We start from the raw sequence: 15195 nt of genomic DNA, 5'->3' as shown, positions 1-15195 counted from the left end.
TGACGATTTCGTCATAAATGACGAAGCAAGGAGTGTGCATGAACCGCTTTATTATTGCGGACCCCAAATTGTGTATTGGCTGCAATACCTGCATGGCCAGTTGTTCTGCGGAACATCGGCAACGGGGTTTGCAGGCATTACCCCGCTTGCAGGTGATTCGTAACGCCCGCGATTCGGCACCGGTGATGTGCCATCAATGTGAGGATGCGCCCTGCGCGCAGGTCTGTCCGGTAAACGCCATTCGCCATCAGGATGATGCCATCGTCCTGAACGAGAGCCTGTGCGTCAGTTGCAAACTCTGCGGTATTGCTTGCCCGTTCGGCGCCATAGGCTTCGGCGGCAGCACCCCGTTAGCGATCCCCTCAGACTGCAACACACCGCTGGCCCTGCCTGCCGCCAAAGCGCCGCGACCGATCGGCGCCTTCCTGGATTGCGTGCCCGGTGTCCGCGCCGTGGCGGTCAAGTGCGACCTTTGCGCTTTCACCCCCTTAGGCCCGGCCTGTATCCGTACCTGTCCTACCCAGGCCATTCGCTTGGTCAGCGACCACGACGTGCGTAACGCCAGCGAACAGAAAAGGCGCAACGCCATGCAGGCGCTCAGCGCCGAGCTGCCGTTCGCTACCGCCCCAGAATCCCGCAAGGAGCCGAATTGATGTTTTACCCCATTGCGCCCGACCCATTGTCGTTGCTGACTCTGGCATTCGTCGGGTATCTCCTGTTCGCGTTGCTGAGCTGGCTGCTGGCCCCCTGGCCGCGTGTCAATGCCTTGCTGGGTGGCGGCACCTTATTGTGTGCCATCGCCACCTTGTTGGCCGCCGGACAACTGCTGTTCGCACCGCTGCACAGCGCCCGTTTGCCCTGGTTGCGTTATGCGGTGGAAATCAGCGGCATTAATGCGTTGTTATTGCTGGTGATGGCTTTGTGTGGGATCTGCGCCGCGCTGTATCACATCGGAAGCGTCACGAAGCTGAACGCCAGTGCAGGTGGCCGGTTGGGCGGGCTGATCAATCTGATGCTGGCAGCGCTCAGCGCCGCCGCGATCGCCGATAATGCACTGGCCTTGCTGTTGCTGTTAGAACTGGCGGCGCTGTGCGGCTATTTCTTGATTGTCCACGCCCCGAACGCGAAAAGTCTGCGGGCCGGGCACAGCCAGTTTTTGCTGATGCGCCTGGGCACCCTGCTGTTGGTTATCGCTTTCGCACTGATTTATACCCACAGCCACAGCCTGCAATTCAGCGTGATCCGCGCTACGCCATTACCGGATGCACTGCGTAACGGCGTCTTCCTGCTGGCGTTGGCCGGGTTTGGCATTTTTGCCGGGGTGATGCCGCTGCATGCCTGGGTGCCTCAGTCCCACAGCAGCGCGCCGGCCTCGGCCGCCACGTTGTTTTCCGGCGCACTGATGAAGGTCGGCCTGCTGGGGATCCTGAAGATAGGACTGGATCTGCTGGGTACGCCCCCGCTGTGGTGGGGATTGCTGGTCCTGCTGCTGGCCGCCGGCACCGCATTTTTTGGCGGGTTGTATGCGCTGATGGAGCACGATCTGCGGCGCTTGCTGGCTTACCACACGCTGGAGAATATCGGCATCATCCTGCTGGGCATTGGCGGTGCCATGGTCGGTATGGCGCTGCAACAGCCATTACTGACGGCGTTCGCCCTGATCGGCGGCCTGTTCCATTTGTTGAATCACAGCCTGTTCAAAAGCGCATTGCTGTTGGCGGCGGGTACCATCGAACAACAAACAGGGCTGAAGGACATGGAGAAAATGGGCGGGCTGGCACGGCTGATGCCCTGGACCGCCATTTCTCTGCTGATCGGCCTGGTGGCCATGGCCGCACTGCCGCCATTGAACGGTTTCGCCAGTGAATGGCTGATCTATCAGGGACTGTTCCATTTCAGTGCGGCCCCTGGCTTTATTGGCCATCTGTTCGGGCCGTTGCTGGCGGTGGCGCTGGCCCTGACCGGTGCGCTGGCAGTGATGTGCGTCAGCAAGGTGTTTGGCGTCGCCTGTTTGGGATCCCCGCGCTGCGCTGCGGCGGCCCAGGCCGTGCAGGCTAACCTGTGCCTGACGCTGAGCCATGCGCTGCCCGCGTTGCTGTGTCTGGTTTGCGGCCTGGGTGCGCCCTGGATCATCCCGCTGTTTGCCCGGCTGATCGGCATGACGGCCGAACAATCCCTCTCCGTGTCCGACACTTTGGTTTCTACCCCGTTGATCGCCATTTTGTTGCTGGCAATGCCGCTGCTGCCGCTATTGATTGCTGCACGTTATCAGACCCGTCGTCAACCTCGCCGGGTACAGGGTAGCGCCTGGACCTGCGGATATGGTCATGAGGAGGCGATGGTGATCACCGCCACCGGTTTTGCCCAACCGCTTCGGGTGATGTTCGCCCCGCTCTATCAACTGCGCCGCTGGCTGCCGGAATCTTTGATCAACCCGTTACATTGTAACGCCTTCGTTGCCTTCTGCCGCGGCCTGGCCGCAGTGGAGCTTGCGGTGCTGTTGGTGGTGGCTTTTGCCTGAGGAGATGACAATGACCTATCCCAATGTGTTACTCGGTCTGGCGCAGGCCTTGCTGTTACTGGCCGTCGCCCCACTGTTTGCCGGTATCAGCCGCGTGCTGCGCGCGCGAATGCATAACCGTCGCGGCCCCGGAGTGCTGCAGGAATACCGCGATATCGCCAAATTGTTGAAGCGTCAGAACGTAGCACCGGCGGCTTCCGGTCTGGCCTTTCATGCCATGCCGTACTTGCTGACCGGCACCCTGCTGGCCATCGCCTGTGCGTTACCCATGTTGACTGTCGCCTCGCCGCTGCCTGCCATCGGTGATGTGATCACCCTGATCTATCTGTTCGCCGTGGTGCGCTTTGTTTTCGCCATTGCCGGTCTGGACACCGGCAGTCCCTTTACCGCCATCGGCGCCAGCCGCGAAGCGGTGTTGGGCATTCTGGTCGAACCCATCCTGCTATTGGGGCTGTGGGTGACCGCCCTGGTGGCCGGTTCGACTCAGTTGAGCGCCATGGTGCAGAGCCTGCTGACGTTGCCACACCCCGCTTGGTTGCCGCTGCTGTTGGCCGCCCTGGCCTGTGCGTTCGCCACCTATATCGAGATGGGCAAACTGCCTTTTGACCTGGCGGAGGCCGAGCAAGAGCTGCAGGAAGGGCCACTGACGGAATATTCCGGTGCCGAGCTCGGCATTTTGAAATGGGGCATCAGCCTCAAACAATTGGTGGTGCTGCAGCTGTTCCTCGGCGTGTTTCTGCCCTGGGGGCAAGCGGCACAATTTACCGTCCTTCACCTGTCGGCGGCGCTGGTCCTGGCGCTGCTCAAGCTGCTGTGCGCGCTGACGCTGATCGCGATTATCGAAAATAGCGTGGCACGTTTGCGCTTCCTGAAAACGGCCCGTACCACCTGGGCCGGTTTTGGACTGGCTTTTCTGGCGCTGGTTTCCTGGCTGGTCGTCGGCTGAATAATGACAAAGGCAATCAATAATGACTAACGAACATCAAGGCCAGCACTATCTGGCGGCGTTGCAGCAACAATTCCCTGCGGCCATGCTGGCAGCCGAATGGCAAACCGCCGATCAGTTGACGGTCACCGTTAAGCTCAATTCGCTGCCGGACGTGGTGGAATGGCTGTATTACCAGCAAGGCGGTTGGTTGTCGGTGCTGTTTGGCAACGACGAGCGCACGCTGTGCGGCCATTACGCGCTGTATTACGTTCTGTCGATGGAGCAAGGCACCAAATGCTGGATCACGGTGCGCGCCGAAGTGGATGCCCAAACGCTGGAGTTCCCTTCCGTCACGCCGCGCGTACCCGCCGCGGTTTGGGGCGAGCGCGAAGTGCGTGACATGTACGGTCTGCGCCCGGTGGGATTGCCGGATGAGCGGCGGCTGGTGCTGCCTGACGACTGGCCGGACGATCTTTACCCGCTACGCAAAGACGCGATGGACTATCGTCAACGCCCCGCACCCACCACCGATGTGGAAACCTATCCGTTCGAGAGCCTGGCCGGAGCCAAAGCCAATGTGGTGCCGATTGGCCCGTTGCACATCACCTCGGACGAACCCGGGCACTTTCGCCTGTTTGTCGATGGAGAAGACATCATCGACGCCGACTACCGCTTGTTCTACGTGCACCGCGGGATGGAAAAACTGGCCGAAACCCGTATGGGCTATAACGAAGTCACCTTTCTGTCGGACCGGGTGTGCGGCATTTGCGGCTTTACCCACAGCGTGGCCTACACCAGCTCGGTCGAAAATGCGATGGGCATTCAGGTGCCGGAACGCGCCCAGATGATCCGCTCGATCCTGCTGGAGGTGGAGCGCCTGCACAGCCACCTGTTGAATCTTGGTCTGGCCTGCCATTTCGTCGGCTTCGATTCCGGTTTTATGCAGTTCTTCCGCGTACGCGAGCAGTCGATGAAGATGGCAGAAATACTGACCGGCGCGCGCAAAACCTATGGTTTGAACCTGATTGGCGGTATCCGCCGAGATATTTTAAAAGAGGACATGCTGCAAACCCTGAAGCTGGCCGCGCAAATGCGCAGCGAACTGGTGGATCTGGTCGATATCTTGCTCAGTACGCCCAACACCGAACAACGCAGCGTCGGGGTTGGGCGTCTCGATCCCCAAGTGGCCCGCGATTACAGCAACGTGGGGCCGATGATCCGCGGCAGCGGCCACCGTCGCGATACCCGCATCGACCATCCGTTTGCCGGCTACGCCAAACTGCCGGTGGAGTTATGCGTGGAAAGCGGCTGCGACGTCTATTCCCGCCTCAAGGTGCGTATTCACGAAGTGTTCAACTCGCTCGGCATCATCGAGTTCGGTTTGCAAAGCTTGCCGGGCGGACCGCTGGCGGTGGACGGCTTCACCTATATACCGCACCGCTTTGCCCTGGGCTTTGCCGAAGCGCCGCGCGGCGATGATATCCACTGGAGCATGACCGGCGACAACCAGAAACTGTTCCGTTGGCGCTGCCGTGCCGCCACCTATGCCAATTGGCCCACCCTGCGTTACATGCTGCGCGGCAATACGGTATCCGACGCCCCGCTGATTATCGGCAGTCTCGATCCCTGCTACTCCTGCACCGATCGCATGACCATCGTCGACGTACGCAAGCGCCAGTCCATCATCGTGCCGTACAAAGAGATCGAACGTTACGGCATCGAGCGGAAAAACAAGCCGTTCTAACCGGAGCCCATCATGCTGAAACTGATTAAAAAAGTGCTGAAGACCGGCCCGGCCACTGTCGCCTATCCGGCCCAGCCGTTGGCCATAGATCCGAACTTTCGCGGCAAGCCCGAATACAGCCCACAGCAGTGCATAGCCTGCGGTGCCTGTGCCAACGCCTGTCCGTCCAACGCGTTGAGCATGACCCCCGATCTCAACAGCGGCACCTTGCGCTGGCAGCTGTTTCTTGGCCGCTGCATCTTTTGCGCCCGCTGCGAGGAATTGTGCCCAACCGCCGCCATTCGGCTTTCGCAGCAGTTCGAACTGGCAGTGTGGCGTAAAGAGGATCTGTACGAACAAGCCGACTTCGCCATTTGCCATTGCCGACAGTGCGGCAAACCCTATGCGGCGCAAAAGGAAATTGATTATGCGATGGCGTTGCTCGGATTAAGCAGCTCGGAGGCGGCAACCCGCCGTGCGCAGTTTGAAACCTGCCCGGCCTGCAAACAGCAGCAGAATCTGACCCAGGCCGATCGCATTGATATCGGCCGCCATTTGACCCGGGAGGTCATCTCATGAATTCGCCATTGATTGGACCACGTGATGAAAATGGCCTGCCGGTGCCAATCACCCTCGATGACAGCATCGCCAAGCTGAAAACCACCCTGCTGCAGGATATCCGCCGCTCGGCCTATGTCTATCGGGTGGACTGCGGCGGCTGTAATGGCTGCGAAATTGAGATTTTCGCTGCCATTTCACCGCTGTTCGACGCGGAACGTTTCGGCATCAAAGTGGTTCCTTCCCCCAGACATGCCGATATTTTGTTGTTCACCGGTGCAGTGACCCGCGCCATGCGCATTCCGGCGATCCGCGCCTGGCAGGCCTCACCCGATCCTAAAATCAGCATCTCCTACGGTGCCTGTGGCAACAGCGGCGGTATCTTCCACGATCTTTACTGCGTATGGGGCGGCACCGATCGCATCGTTCCGGTCGATGTTTATATTCCCGGCTGCCCGCCGACGCCGGCGGCGACCATTTACGGTTTCGCCATGGCGCTGGGCCTGCTGGATCAGAAAATCAAAGGCCACCAGCATGATGAAACCGACGGTGAAGCTACGCGCCTGTTGCACCCGCAACTGCCCCAGCCGCTGCGAGTGCTGCTGGATCGCGAAGCCCGGCGTATGGCCGGTTACCGCTACGGTCGCCAAATCGCCGACCAGTTCATGCAATTGCTGGCAGCAGAGACACCCGAACCGGTCGAACAGCGCATCGCCGCTTATCTCCACCAGCAAGATGACCTGCGCCTGAATGAAATTGTCGGCAACCTGCAGGGCATTTATCAACGGGTGCTGCGTGGGGAGCTGCGGCTATGACCGATTCCCAAGGAAAGGTGGTGTTTTACTCCCTTAGCCGCAAGTTTGTGCAGGAGAAAAAGGCCCCGCCGAAGGCCCAGGAGGTGATCTATTACAGCCTGGCGATCGGCCATCATCTGGGGGTGATCGACTGCCTGGAAGCCAAACTCAGCTGCCCGCTGGCGGGGTTTCGCGCCTGGATAGCGCAGTTGCCTGCGGGCAGCACCGCACGGCGCAAACTGGAAGGGATCGATCGGTTTGGCGAAATCTGTATCGACAACAGCCATACCCACCTGTTGGCCACGGCGTTGAGCCACGCGGCGCCGCGTATGAACACTGAACAGCAAAGCTGGAGCCAACAGCTGATCGCCCTGCTTCAATCGATTGAAAACGAACCCGCCATTTACCTGATGGTCCGGAGGCATGATGACTGACGTTTTATTGTGTGTGGGCAACTGCATGATGGGAGATGACGGTGCCGGGCCGCTGCTGGCTGAACTCTGTGCCGGTCATCCCCCCGCGGGTTGGCAGGTGATTGACGGCGGCGCGGCACCGGAAAATGACATCGGGCATATCCGCGAGCTACGCCCTGATCGCCTGGTGATCGTCGACGCCACCGACATGGGGCTCGCGCCGGGTGAAACACGGGTGATCGACGAAAAAGACATTGCCGCCATGTTCATCATGACGACGCATAACCTGCCGCTTAACTTTCTGATCGACCAACTGCGCGAAGACATTGCGGAAATTACCTTTATCGGCATTCAGCCCGAAGTGGTGGCGTTTTATTACCCGATCAGCGCGGCGGTGAAACAGGCGGTGACGGTGCTCCATCAACGCTTGTTTCACTGGGCAGACAATGGCGGTTATCCGCAGCTGGAGGTGACGAATGTCTGACGCGGCATCGTCATTTCTGTCGACCTGCTGTCGACCCCGGGGCCATAAAAAGATAACCCTCTGCTTTTTAAGCATTTTCAATATTGGCATGTTTTATGCCTAACCAGAGCCACGACCTCTCTTTTGCCATACCCGGATGAAGGGTAACCCAGGAGTTATTGATGAACCGGTTTATCATCGCCGATCCCAAAAAATGCATCGGCTGCCGTACCTGTGAAATTGCCTGCGTGATGGCGCACAGCGAAAGCCAGGATATTTCGGCGTTGAACGCCACCAGCTTTGCCCCGCGCCTGCATGTGATTAAAGGCGTCAACGTCAGCACCGCCGTGCTTTGCCGCCAGTGCGAGGACGCCCCCTGCGCCAACGTCTGTCCGAACGGTGCCATCAGTCGCACCAACGGTATGGTCCTGGTGATGCAGGAACGCTGCATCGGCTGCAAAACCTGCGTTGTGGCCTGTCCCTACGGCGCCATGGAAGTGATCACCCGTCCGGTGGTCCGCCAGAACGGCGCCATGATGAGCGCCACCACCGAGAAAGCCGAAGCCCATAAATGTGACCTGTGCATCGGTCGCGACAGCGGCCCGGCCTGCATGGAAACCTGCCCAACCAATGCGTTGCACTGCGTCGATCGCAACATGCTGCAGGAAATGAACGCCGAGAAGCGCCGCCGCGCCGCGCTCGACACAATGTCGTCACTGTTTTAGGAACTGAACCGATGAAAAAAATCACAACCGTCTGCCCTTACTGCGGTGCAGGCTGCAAAATGAAACTGGTGGTCGATAACGGCAAAATCATTCGCGCCGAGGCGGCTGACGGCGTGACCAATCAGGGTGAACTGTGTCTGAAAGGCTATTACGGCTGGGACTTTCTGAACGACACCAAACTGTTGACCCCGCGCCTGAGCCAGCCGCTGATCCGGCGGCAGAAAGGCGGCAAATTTGAGGCCGTCAGTTGGGATGAAGCGATCAGCTATACCGCTCAGCGGCTGCAGCAGATTAAGGAGCAGCACGGTGCCAGCGCCATCATGCACACCGGTTCCTCTCGCGGGACCGGCAATGAAACCAACTATGTGATGCAGAAGTTCGCCCGCGCGGTGATCGGCACCAATAACGTCGACTGCTGCGCCCGCGTCTGCCACGGGCCTTCGGTCGCGGGTTTGCAGGCCACGCTCGGTAACGGTGCCATGAGTAACTCGATTGGCGATATCGAAAACTCCAAGTGTCTGCTGATCATCGGTTACAACTGTGCCGACTCGCACCCCATCGTGGCGCGCCGGGTGCTGAAGGCTAAAGAGAAAGGCGCGCAGATCGTCGTGTGCGACCCGCGCCGGATAGAAACTGCACGCATTGCCGACCAGCATCTGCAGATCAAGAACGGCTGCAACATGGCGCTGGTGAATGCGTTCGCCTACGTGCTGATTGAAGAGAATCTTTATGACCGCGATTACGTGGCCAAATACACCGAGGGATTCGAGGCCTACCGGCAGCAACTGGCGGATTATGCGCCAGAAGCGGTGGAACACCTGACCGGCGTGACCGCACAGCAGATCCGCCAGGCCATGCGCACCTATGCCAGCGCCCCTTCGGCCACCATCATGTGGGGCATGGGCGTGACCCAATTCGGCCAGGCGGTTGACGTGGTCAAAGGCCTCGCCAGTTTGGCGCTGCTCACCGGCAATTTGGGCCGCGCCAACGTGGGTGTCGGCCCGGTACGCGGGCAGAACAACGTACAGGGTGCCTGCGATATGGGCGTGCTGCCCAATGAATTCCCTGGCTATCAAGCGGTTACCGATGCGGCCGTGCGCGCCAAGTTCGCCGCAGCCTGGGGAATTGACGCCACAAAAATGGATCCCAACGTCGGCTATCGCATCACCGAAATCCCGCACCTGGTGCATGAAGGCAAAGTGAAAGCCTACTACATCATGGGGGAAGATCCCTTGCAGACCGAGGCCGATCTGAGCCTGGTGCGCAGCGCGTTCGAAGCGCTGGAATTTGTGGTGGTGCAAGACATCTTTATGACCAAAACCGCCGAACAGGCGGATGTGATCTTGCCTGCCACCTCCTGGGGCGAACATGGCGGCGTCTTCTCCTGCGCCGATCGCGGGTTCCAGCGTTTCGAAAAAGCCATTGAGCCGCAGTACAACGTCAAGCGCGACTGGGAAATCATCAGCCTGTTGGCCAGCGAAATGGGCTATCCGATGCACTATGAGGATAACCAGCAGATCTGGGACGAAATGCGCGAACTCTGCCCGCTGTTTTACGGCGCCACTTACGAAAAAATGGGCGAGCTCGGTCACGTGCAATGGCCTTGCACTTCGCTGGAAAGCCAAGGGACGCCGTACCTGTATCAGGGTAACCAGTTCACAACGCCGTCCGGTAAAGGGCAACTGTTCGCCACCACCTGGCGTGCGCCGGCCGAGATCCCGGATGCAGATTACCCACTGGTGCTCTGTACCGTGCGTGAGGTTGGGCATTACTCCTGCCGTTCGATGACCGGCAACTGTGCCGCCTTGCAAACGCTGGCGGATGAGCCCGGCTTCGTGCAGATCAACCCTCAGGATGCCGCCGCGTTGGGCATTGCCGACCAGCAACTGGTGTGGGTTGCCTCTCGCCGCGGCAAAGTGATCAGCAGAGCCAACTATAACGAGCGTATTAACCTGGGTGCGGTGTATATGACCTACCAGTGGTGGATTGGCGCCTGTAACGAACTGACGCAGGAAAACCTGGATCCGATCTCCAAAACGCCGGAAACCAAATACTGTGCGGTAAAACTGGCGGCGATTACCGACCAGCACTGGGCGGAGAACTATGCGCAGCAAAGCTACAGCGATATGAAAGCTCGCCTGCGCCGCGCCGCAGAAGACGTGATGTAATCCCGTCATACTTGAAGCTGCATCTGTGTTGGCTGCAAGCGCTCACCCCAGTCACTTACTTAAGTAAGCTCCTGGGGATCCCCGCTCTTGCCGCCTTGATGCAACTCCAATTATTTAGGGAATACCAGGGAATAAATTGACAGGAGGCTACGCAGGGTTGTGCCTCCTGATAATTTATAAAAACCCAAAGAGGATAATAAACCATGTCCTATCCGGGGCTGCTGCTGCGTATCAGCGGCAAAGTACAGGGCGTCGGCTTTCGGCCTTTTGTCTGGCAACTGGCCAACCAGCTCAATCTACGTGGCGAAGTCTGGAACGACAGCGCCGGGGTGGAGATTCGGCTGGTGAATCCCGTCGACCTTGAGCTGTTGCTGCATCTGTTGTGCCAGCAGGCCCCACCGTTGGCGCAGATCGACAACATTCAGCAACGGCCCTTTACCTGGCTGAAAAAGCCCGATGATTTTCGCATCCGCGCCAGCCAACGCGGTGCTATGACGACCCAGATTGTTCCCGATGCCGCGACCTGCCCAAAATGCCTGCAGGAAATGAACGATCCGCAGGATCGGCGTTACCGCTACCCTTTTATCAACTGCACGCACTGCGGCCCACGCTTCACCATTATTCGTGCCATGCCTTACGATCGCCCGGCAACCAGCATGGCACCGTTCCCGCTCTGTTCGCCCTGCGCCCAAGAGTACCGTTCGGCGCACGATCGGCGCTTTCATGCCCAACCGGTCGCCTGTAGCGACTGCGGCCCTCGGTTGTTCAGTTTCACCGTTGAGGGACAACCGCAGCATCAGGGGGAAGAAGCTCTGCAGCAGGCGGTAGCCGCATTAGCTGCCGGGCAGATTGTGGCCATCAAAGGGCTGGGCGGTTTTCACCTGGCTTGCGATGCTAGCCAGACGGAGGCCGTAGAACGCCTGCGGCTTCGCAAACGGCGTCCCGGCAAACCTCTGGCGGTGATGCTGCCGAATATCGACTGGCTGACGCGCTGCACCCGTGGCATTGATCTGTCGCACACACAGGCTTTGCTGGCGTCCGCTGCCGCGCCTATCGTGCTGGTGCCCCACTCGCCCCATTCGCCGCTGTCTGGGGCTATCGCCCCGCAGTTGAACGAAGTGGGCCTGATGTTGCCCGCCAATCCCCTTCACCATTTACTGATGCAGGAGATACAACGGCCCCTGGTGATGACCTCCGGCAATGCCACCGGCCGAGCTCCGGCATTAACCAATAGCCAGGCTTTGGCTGATTTGGCCGGCATTGCCGACCTGTGGTTGCTGCACGATCGCGAAATCTTGCAGCGCGCCGATGATTCGCTGGTGCGTCTGCTGCCTGAAGGCCATGAAATGTTACGTCGGGCGCGCGGATTTGTTCCGGATGCCCTGCCATTGCCTCCGGGATTTCCTTCACAACCTCCGCTATTGGCCGTGGGAGGGGATCGCAAAAATACCTTTTGCCTGCTGCAGGGAAATAAAGCCGTACTCAGTTCACATTTTGGCGACCTGCAACAGGAAGATATTCAGCAACAGTGGCAGCAGGCCATGGCGCATTTTATGGCGTTGTACCATTGCCAGCCACAGCGCTTAGCCAGCGACGCTCATCCGGGTTACGTCAGCCACCAATGGGCCGCCCGACAGAGGCTGCCGGTGACCCCGGTGCTGCACCATCATGCGCATTTGGCCGCGTGCCTGGCCGAACACCATTGGCCACTGGAAGGCGGAGCGGTTATCGGCCTGGCGCTGGATGGGCTGGGGTACGGACAGGACGGCGCGCTGTGGGGCGGCGAATGCCTGTGGGTCGATTACCGCCGCTGTCGTCATCTGGGGGGATTGCCTGCGGTGGCACTGCCCGGCGGCGATCTGGCCGCGCAACAACCCTGGCGCAATCAGTTGGCGCATTTTGCACGCTTCGTGCCTGACTGGCAAAACAGCCCACAGGCCGAACGGCTATTGACGCGCGCCTGGCGCCCCCTGCTCCAAGCCATTAACGCCGGCATCAATGCGCCGCTCGCCTCCTCCTGTGGCCGTCTGTTTGACGCGGCCGCCGCCGCGTTGGGATGTGCGCCCGAACGGCAAAGTTGGGAAGGCGAAGCCGCCAGTATTTTTGAGGCGCTGGCCCACCAAAGTGGCCCTTGCTCTCACCCGGTGACGTTGCCACGTTGCGCAGCACAGCTCGATTTGGGCGTGTTGTGGCGGCAGTGGCTGGCCTGGCAAGCGCCGGCCGCTCAACGGGCCTGGGCGTTTCATGATGCTCTGGCGCAGGGATTTGCCGGCCTGGCCAAACATTTTGCCGCAGAGCATAACCTCCGGCACGTGGCGTTAAGCGGTGGCGTACTGCACAACCGCCTGTTACGTCAACGGCTGCAGCATCATCTGGCCCCGCTGCACGTGCTGCTGCCACAACGGCTGCCGGCGGGCGATGGAGGGTTGGCATTCGGTCAGGCATTGGTCGCCTGCGCGCAGCGTATCCCCCTTGACTCATCTCCCGTTTAAAACCCAACAGGATGTAACATGTTAAACCGCGAGTTTTTCCATACCCATACCCGCGCCTTTTGGCTGTTGTTGACGTTAGTGGCGCTAAACCTGCTGGCGTGGGGGGCGGCCTTTACTGCCTTTCATCATCACCCGGCACTGATTGCCGCCGCGCTGCTGGCTTACGGTTACGGACTGCGCCATGCGGTGGATGCCGACCACATCGCCGCCATCGATAACGTCACTCGCAAATTGATGCAACAAGGCCAACGCCCGGTTTCCGTCGGGGCCTTCTTCTCCCTGGGGCATTCCAGCATTGTGGTACTGGCCTGCATCGCGATTGCCGCCACCTCATTGGCATTTGGCGATCGCATCGGCTGGTTGCATCAGTATGGCGCCACTTTGGGCACGCTGATCTCCTCGCTGTTCTTACTGGTGATGGCGTTGTTGAACTGGCTGATATTCCGCGACGTTTACCGCATTTTCCGTCGGGTGAAGCGCGGTGAAACCCTGGTCGAACAGGACGTAGCCCTGCTGGTGAGCGGCAGCGGTGGCATAATGACGCGGCTGTATCGCTTTGCTTTTAATCTGGTAAATAAAAGCTGGCATATGTATTTAGTCGGCTTTTTATTTGGCTTGGGCTTTGATACGGCTACCGAAGTGGGCCTGCTCGGGATCTCCGCGACCGGTGCTACATCCGGCATGTCGGTCTGGTCAATCATGGTGTTCCCGCTGCTGTTTGCCAGCGGCATGGCGTTGATTGACTCACTGGATAATTTTGTGATGGTTGGCGCTTACGGTTGGGCGTTCAATAAACCGATCCGCAAGCTGTATTACAACATGACCATCACCGCCACCAGCGTGGTTATCGCTGTGGTGATCGGCGGGCTGGAAGGCCTGGGGCTGCTGGCCGATAAGCTGGGGCTACAGGGCGGGCTGTGGCGGGGTGTTGAGGTGCTCAATGACAACCTGGGCAGCGTCGGATACGCCGCTATCGTGCTGTTTGTGGTGCTGTGGATCCTGTCCGCGCTCAATTACCGCCGCAAAAATTATGACTCGTTAAGCGTCTAGTCCGCTTACGGCAGCCCGGTCATCCCTGGCTGCCGCCGCATTAAGAGCAGGTTGCTCCCCCCTGGGGCATCGAGGCAGCGTGGAGCGTGCGTCGACCGAGAAGCACGATAATCGTCATCACAACGCCTGCAGCAATGGCGATGCCGAAGCCTGCGCGTGCGCCATAAGCGTCGATGACCAGCCCCGCCAGCGCGGCACCCAGCGCCACGCCAATGCTGATGCCGGTGGTCATCCATGTCAGCCCTTCGGTGAGCCTGGACGGCGGTACCAGGATAGTGCCAAGGTTCATCACGACAACCATGGTGGGTGCAAAGGACATACCGGCCACGAAAATGGTCGCCATCAGAATGTAAACGTCCGCAGACAGGAGCGGCAACACCGACGTTGCCGCCGTTAGCAGCACCCCAATAAAGAACTGACGCTCTATCGGCAAGCTAACCCTGATCGCGCCAAAAGCCAGACCGGCAACCATGGAACCGAGCGCGTAGGCAGCAAGAATCAAACTGGCGGCCGTCGGCCACCCTTGTGCGTTGGCGAAAGCGACTACCGCCACATCGATAGATCCGCCAATCACCCCCATGGCTAAAAGTGCCAGCACGATGGTGCCGAGGCCCGGGATACGCAGGGTCGAGCCGCGGTGCTCAGTCGTGTTTTTGATGACTTTGGGCGCCGTCTGTCGTTGCAGAAGAAAAGCCGTGACGCCAATCACCAGCAACACTATCGCGGCGAGGGGCCCGGCTTCGGCGGCAATACCGGTGCTCAAGCCAATAGATAAAGGGGGGCCAATCACGAAGGTCAGCTCTGTCAGCACCGTATCCAGCGAGAAGGCGGTGTGGAGTTGCGGCTTGCCCCGGAAAAGCTGTGTCCATCTCGCTCTTATCATTGCCGGCATGCTTGGCATAGTGCCGGCCAGCATGGCGAGAATACACAGCAACGGGACTGGGGCACGCATATGCGCAGCGGTTATCAACGCCAGCAGCATGGTAATGCTAAACGCGGTGACCCATGGAAGCACCCTGTTCTGGCCTAGCCGATCAACCAGCTTCGATACCTGCGGACCCATGAGCGCGTTCGCCAGCGTAAATATACCGGCTACCGCACCAGCCAACCAATAGTGACCGCTCTGCTGTACCAACATGGTAATAATACCGATGCCGATCATCGCCTGCGGCAAACGGGCAACCGAGCTCGCAATCACTAACCCCCCGACGCCGGGCGTGGTCAGAAGTTCGCGATAGGGATTAGCCATAACCTCTCCAGTTCGTCATTCGGCATCGTGGCGGGATATCCGTATCGATGCCTTGTGCCACAACCACGACGTTGTGGATAAACGGAGCCATGGCGGCTCCGACTGTCATTT

Annotated in this window: 13 protein-coding genes; 12 read left to right on the top strand and 1 reads right to left on the bottom strand. The window is 59.5% G+C overall.

All coding sequences use genetic code 11. The features are described 5' to 3' along the window. The first annotated feature begins 38 nt into the window (after positions 1-38). The 12 genes from AC1RKG_RS02260 to AC1RKG_RS02205 all read left to right on the top strand — a co-directional run bounded on the left by AC1RKG_RS02260 (position 39) and on the right by AC1RKG_RS02205 (position 13835). A complete protein-coding gene (locus AC1RKG_RS02260) occupies positions 39-653 on the top strand; it encodes a 4Fe-4S dicluster domain-containing protein (RefSeq protein WP_020826909.1) in 615 nt (204 codons plus the stop codon). After that, positions 653-2521 carry a proton-conducting transporter transmembrane domain-containing protein gene (locus AC1RKG_RS02255; protein WP_493181880.1) on the top strand — a complete coding sequence of 623 codons (1869 nt, stop codon included), beginning with the start codon at positions 653-655 and terminating at the stop codon, positions 2519-2521. Before AC1RKG_RS02260 ends, AC1RKG_RS02255 begins: the two co-directional genes overlap by 1 nt. A gap of 10 nt (positions 2522-2531) precedes the next feature. After that, entirely contained in the window at positions 2532-3467 is a 936-nt protein-coding gene (locus AC1RKG_RS02250; RefSeq protein WP_020826907.1) for a respiratory chain complex I subunit 1 family protein, read from the top strand. 22 nt (positions 3468-3489) lie between these two features. Next, entirely contained in the window at positions 3490-5193 is a 1704-nt protein-coding gene (locus tag AC1RKG_RS02245; RefSeq protein WP_046373544.1) for a hydrogenase large subunit, read from the top strand. A gap of 12 nt (positions 5194-5205) precedes the next feature. After that, positions 5206-5751 (top strand): formate hydrogenlyase complex iron-sulfur subunit, encoded by a 546-nt coding sequence (locus AC1RKG_RS02240; RefSeq protein WP_493181877.1) that lies wholly within the window; start codon positions 5206-5208, stop codon positions 5749-5751. Further along, a complete protein-coding gene (locus AC1RKG_RS02235; RefSeq protein ID WP_020826904.1) occupies positions 5748-6545 on the top strand; it encodes an NADH-quinone oxidoreductase subunit B family protein in 798 nt (265 codons plus the stop codon). The genes AC1RKG_RS02240 and AC1RKG_RS02235 overlap by 4 nt, the downstream gene beginning before the upstream one ends. Continuing rightward, a complete protein-coding gene (locus tag AC1RKG_RS02230) occupies positions 6542-6958 on the top strand; it encodes a formate hydrogenlyase maturation HycH family protein (protein WP_262255459.1) in 417 nt (138 codons plus the stop codon). The genes AC1RKG_RS02235 and AC1RKG_RS02230 overlap by 4 nt, the downstream gene beginning before the upstream one ends. After that, positions 6951-7421: a hydrogenase maturation peptidase HycI gene (gene hycI, locus AC1RKG_RS02225; RefSeq protein ID WP_122079340.1), complete on the top strand. Its 471-nt coding sequence runs from the start codon at positions 6951-6953 to the stop codon at positions 7419-7421. The genes AC1RKG_RS02230 and hycI overlap by 8 nt, the downstream gene beginning before the upstream one ends. Positions 7422-7582: 161 nt before the next feature. Further along, positions 7583-8125 carry an electron transport protein HydN gene (gene hydN / locus AC1RKG_RS02220; protein ID WP_174574226.1) on the top strand — a complete coding sequence of 181 codons (543 nt, stop codon included), beginning with the start codon at positions 7583-7585 and terminating at the stop codon, positions 8123-8125. 11 nt (positions 8126-8136) lie between these two features. Next, positions 8137-10293 (top strand): formate dehydrogenase subunit alpha, encoded by a 2157-nt coding sequence (fdhF, locus tag AC1RKG_RS02215; RefSeq protein ID WP_128864891.1) that lies wholly within the window; start codon positions 8137-8139, stop codon positions 10291-10293. A gap of 203 nt (positions 10294-10496) precedes the next feature. Continuing rightward, on the top strand, positions 10497-12785 hold the full coding sequence (hypF, locus tag AC1RKG_RS02210; protein WP_493181875.1) for a carbamoyltransferase HypF: 2289 nt from the start codon (positions 10497-10499) through the stop codon (positions 12783-12785). A gap of 18 nt (positions 12786-12803) precedes the next feature. Further along, positions 12804-13835 carry a HoxN/HupN/NixA family nickel/cobalt transporter gene (locus tag AC1RKG_RS02205; RefSeq protein ID WP_493181873.1) on the top strand — a complete coding sequence of 344 codons (1032 nt, stop codon included), beginning with the start codon at positions 12804-12806 and terminating at the stop codon, positions 13833-13835. A gap of 40 nt (positions 13836-13875) precedes the next feature. Here the strand turns inward: AC1RKG_RS02205 and AC1RKG_RS02200 are convergent, their stop codons facing one another. After that, the gene (locus tag AC1RKG_RS02200; RefSeq protein WP_256813735.1) at positions 13876-15084 is read right to left on the bottom strand and encodes an MFS transporter; all 1209 of its coding nucleotides are present in this window, start codon (positions 15082-15084) and stop codon (positions 13876-13878) included. Between the last annotated feature and the right edge of the window lie 111 nt (positions 15085-15195).

The sequence above is a fragment of the Serratia sp. GW822-FHT06D09 genome (assembly GCF_058799515.1).
The sequence above is the reverse complement of the archived record's forward strand: the minus strand, read 5'-3'. Positions and strand labels throughout refer to the sequence as shown.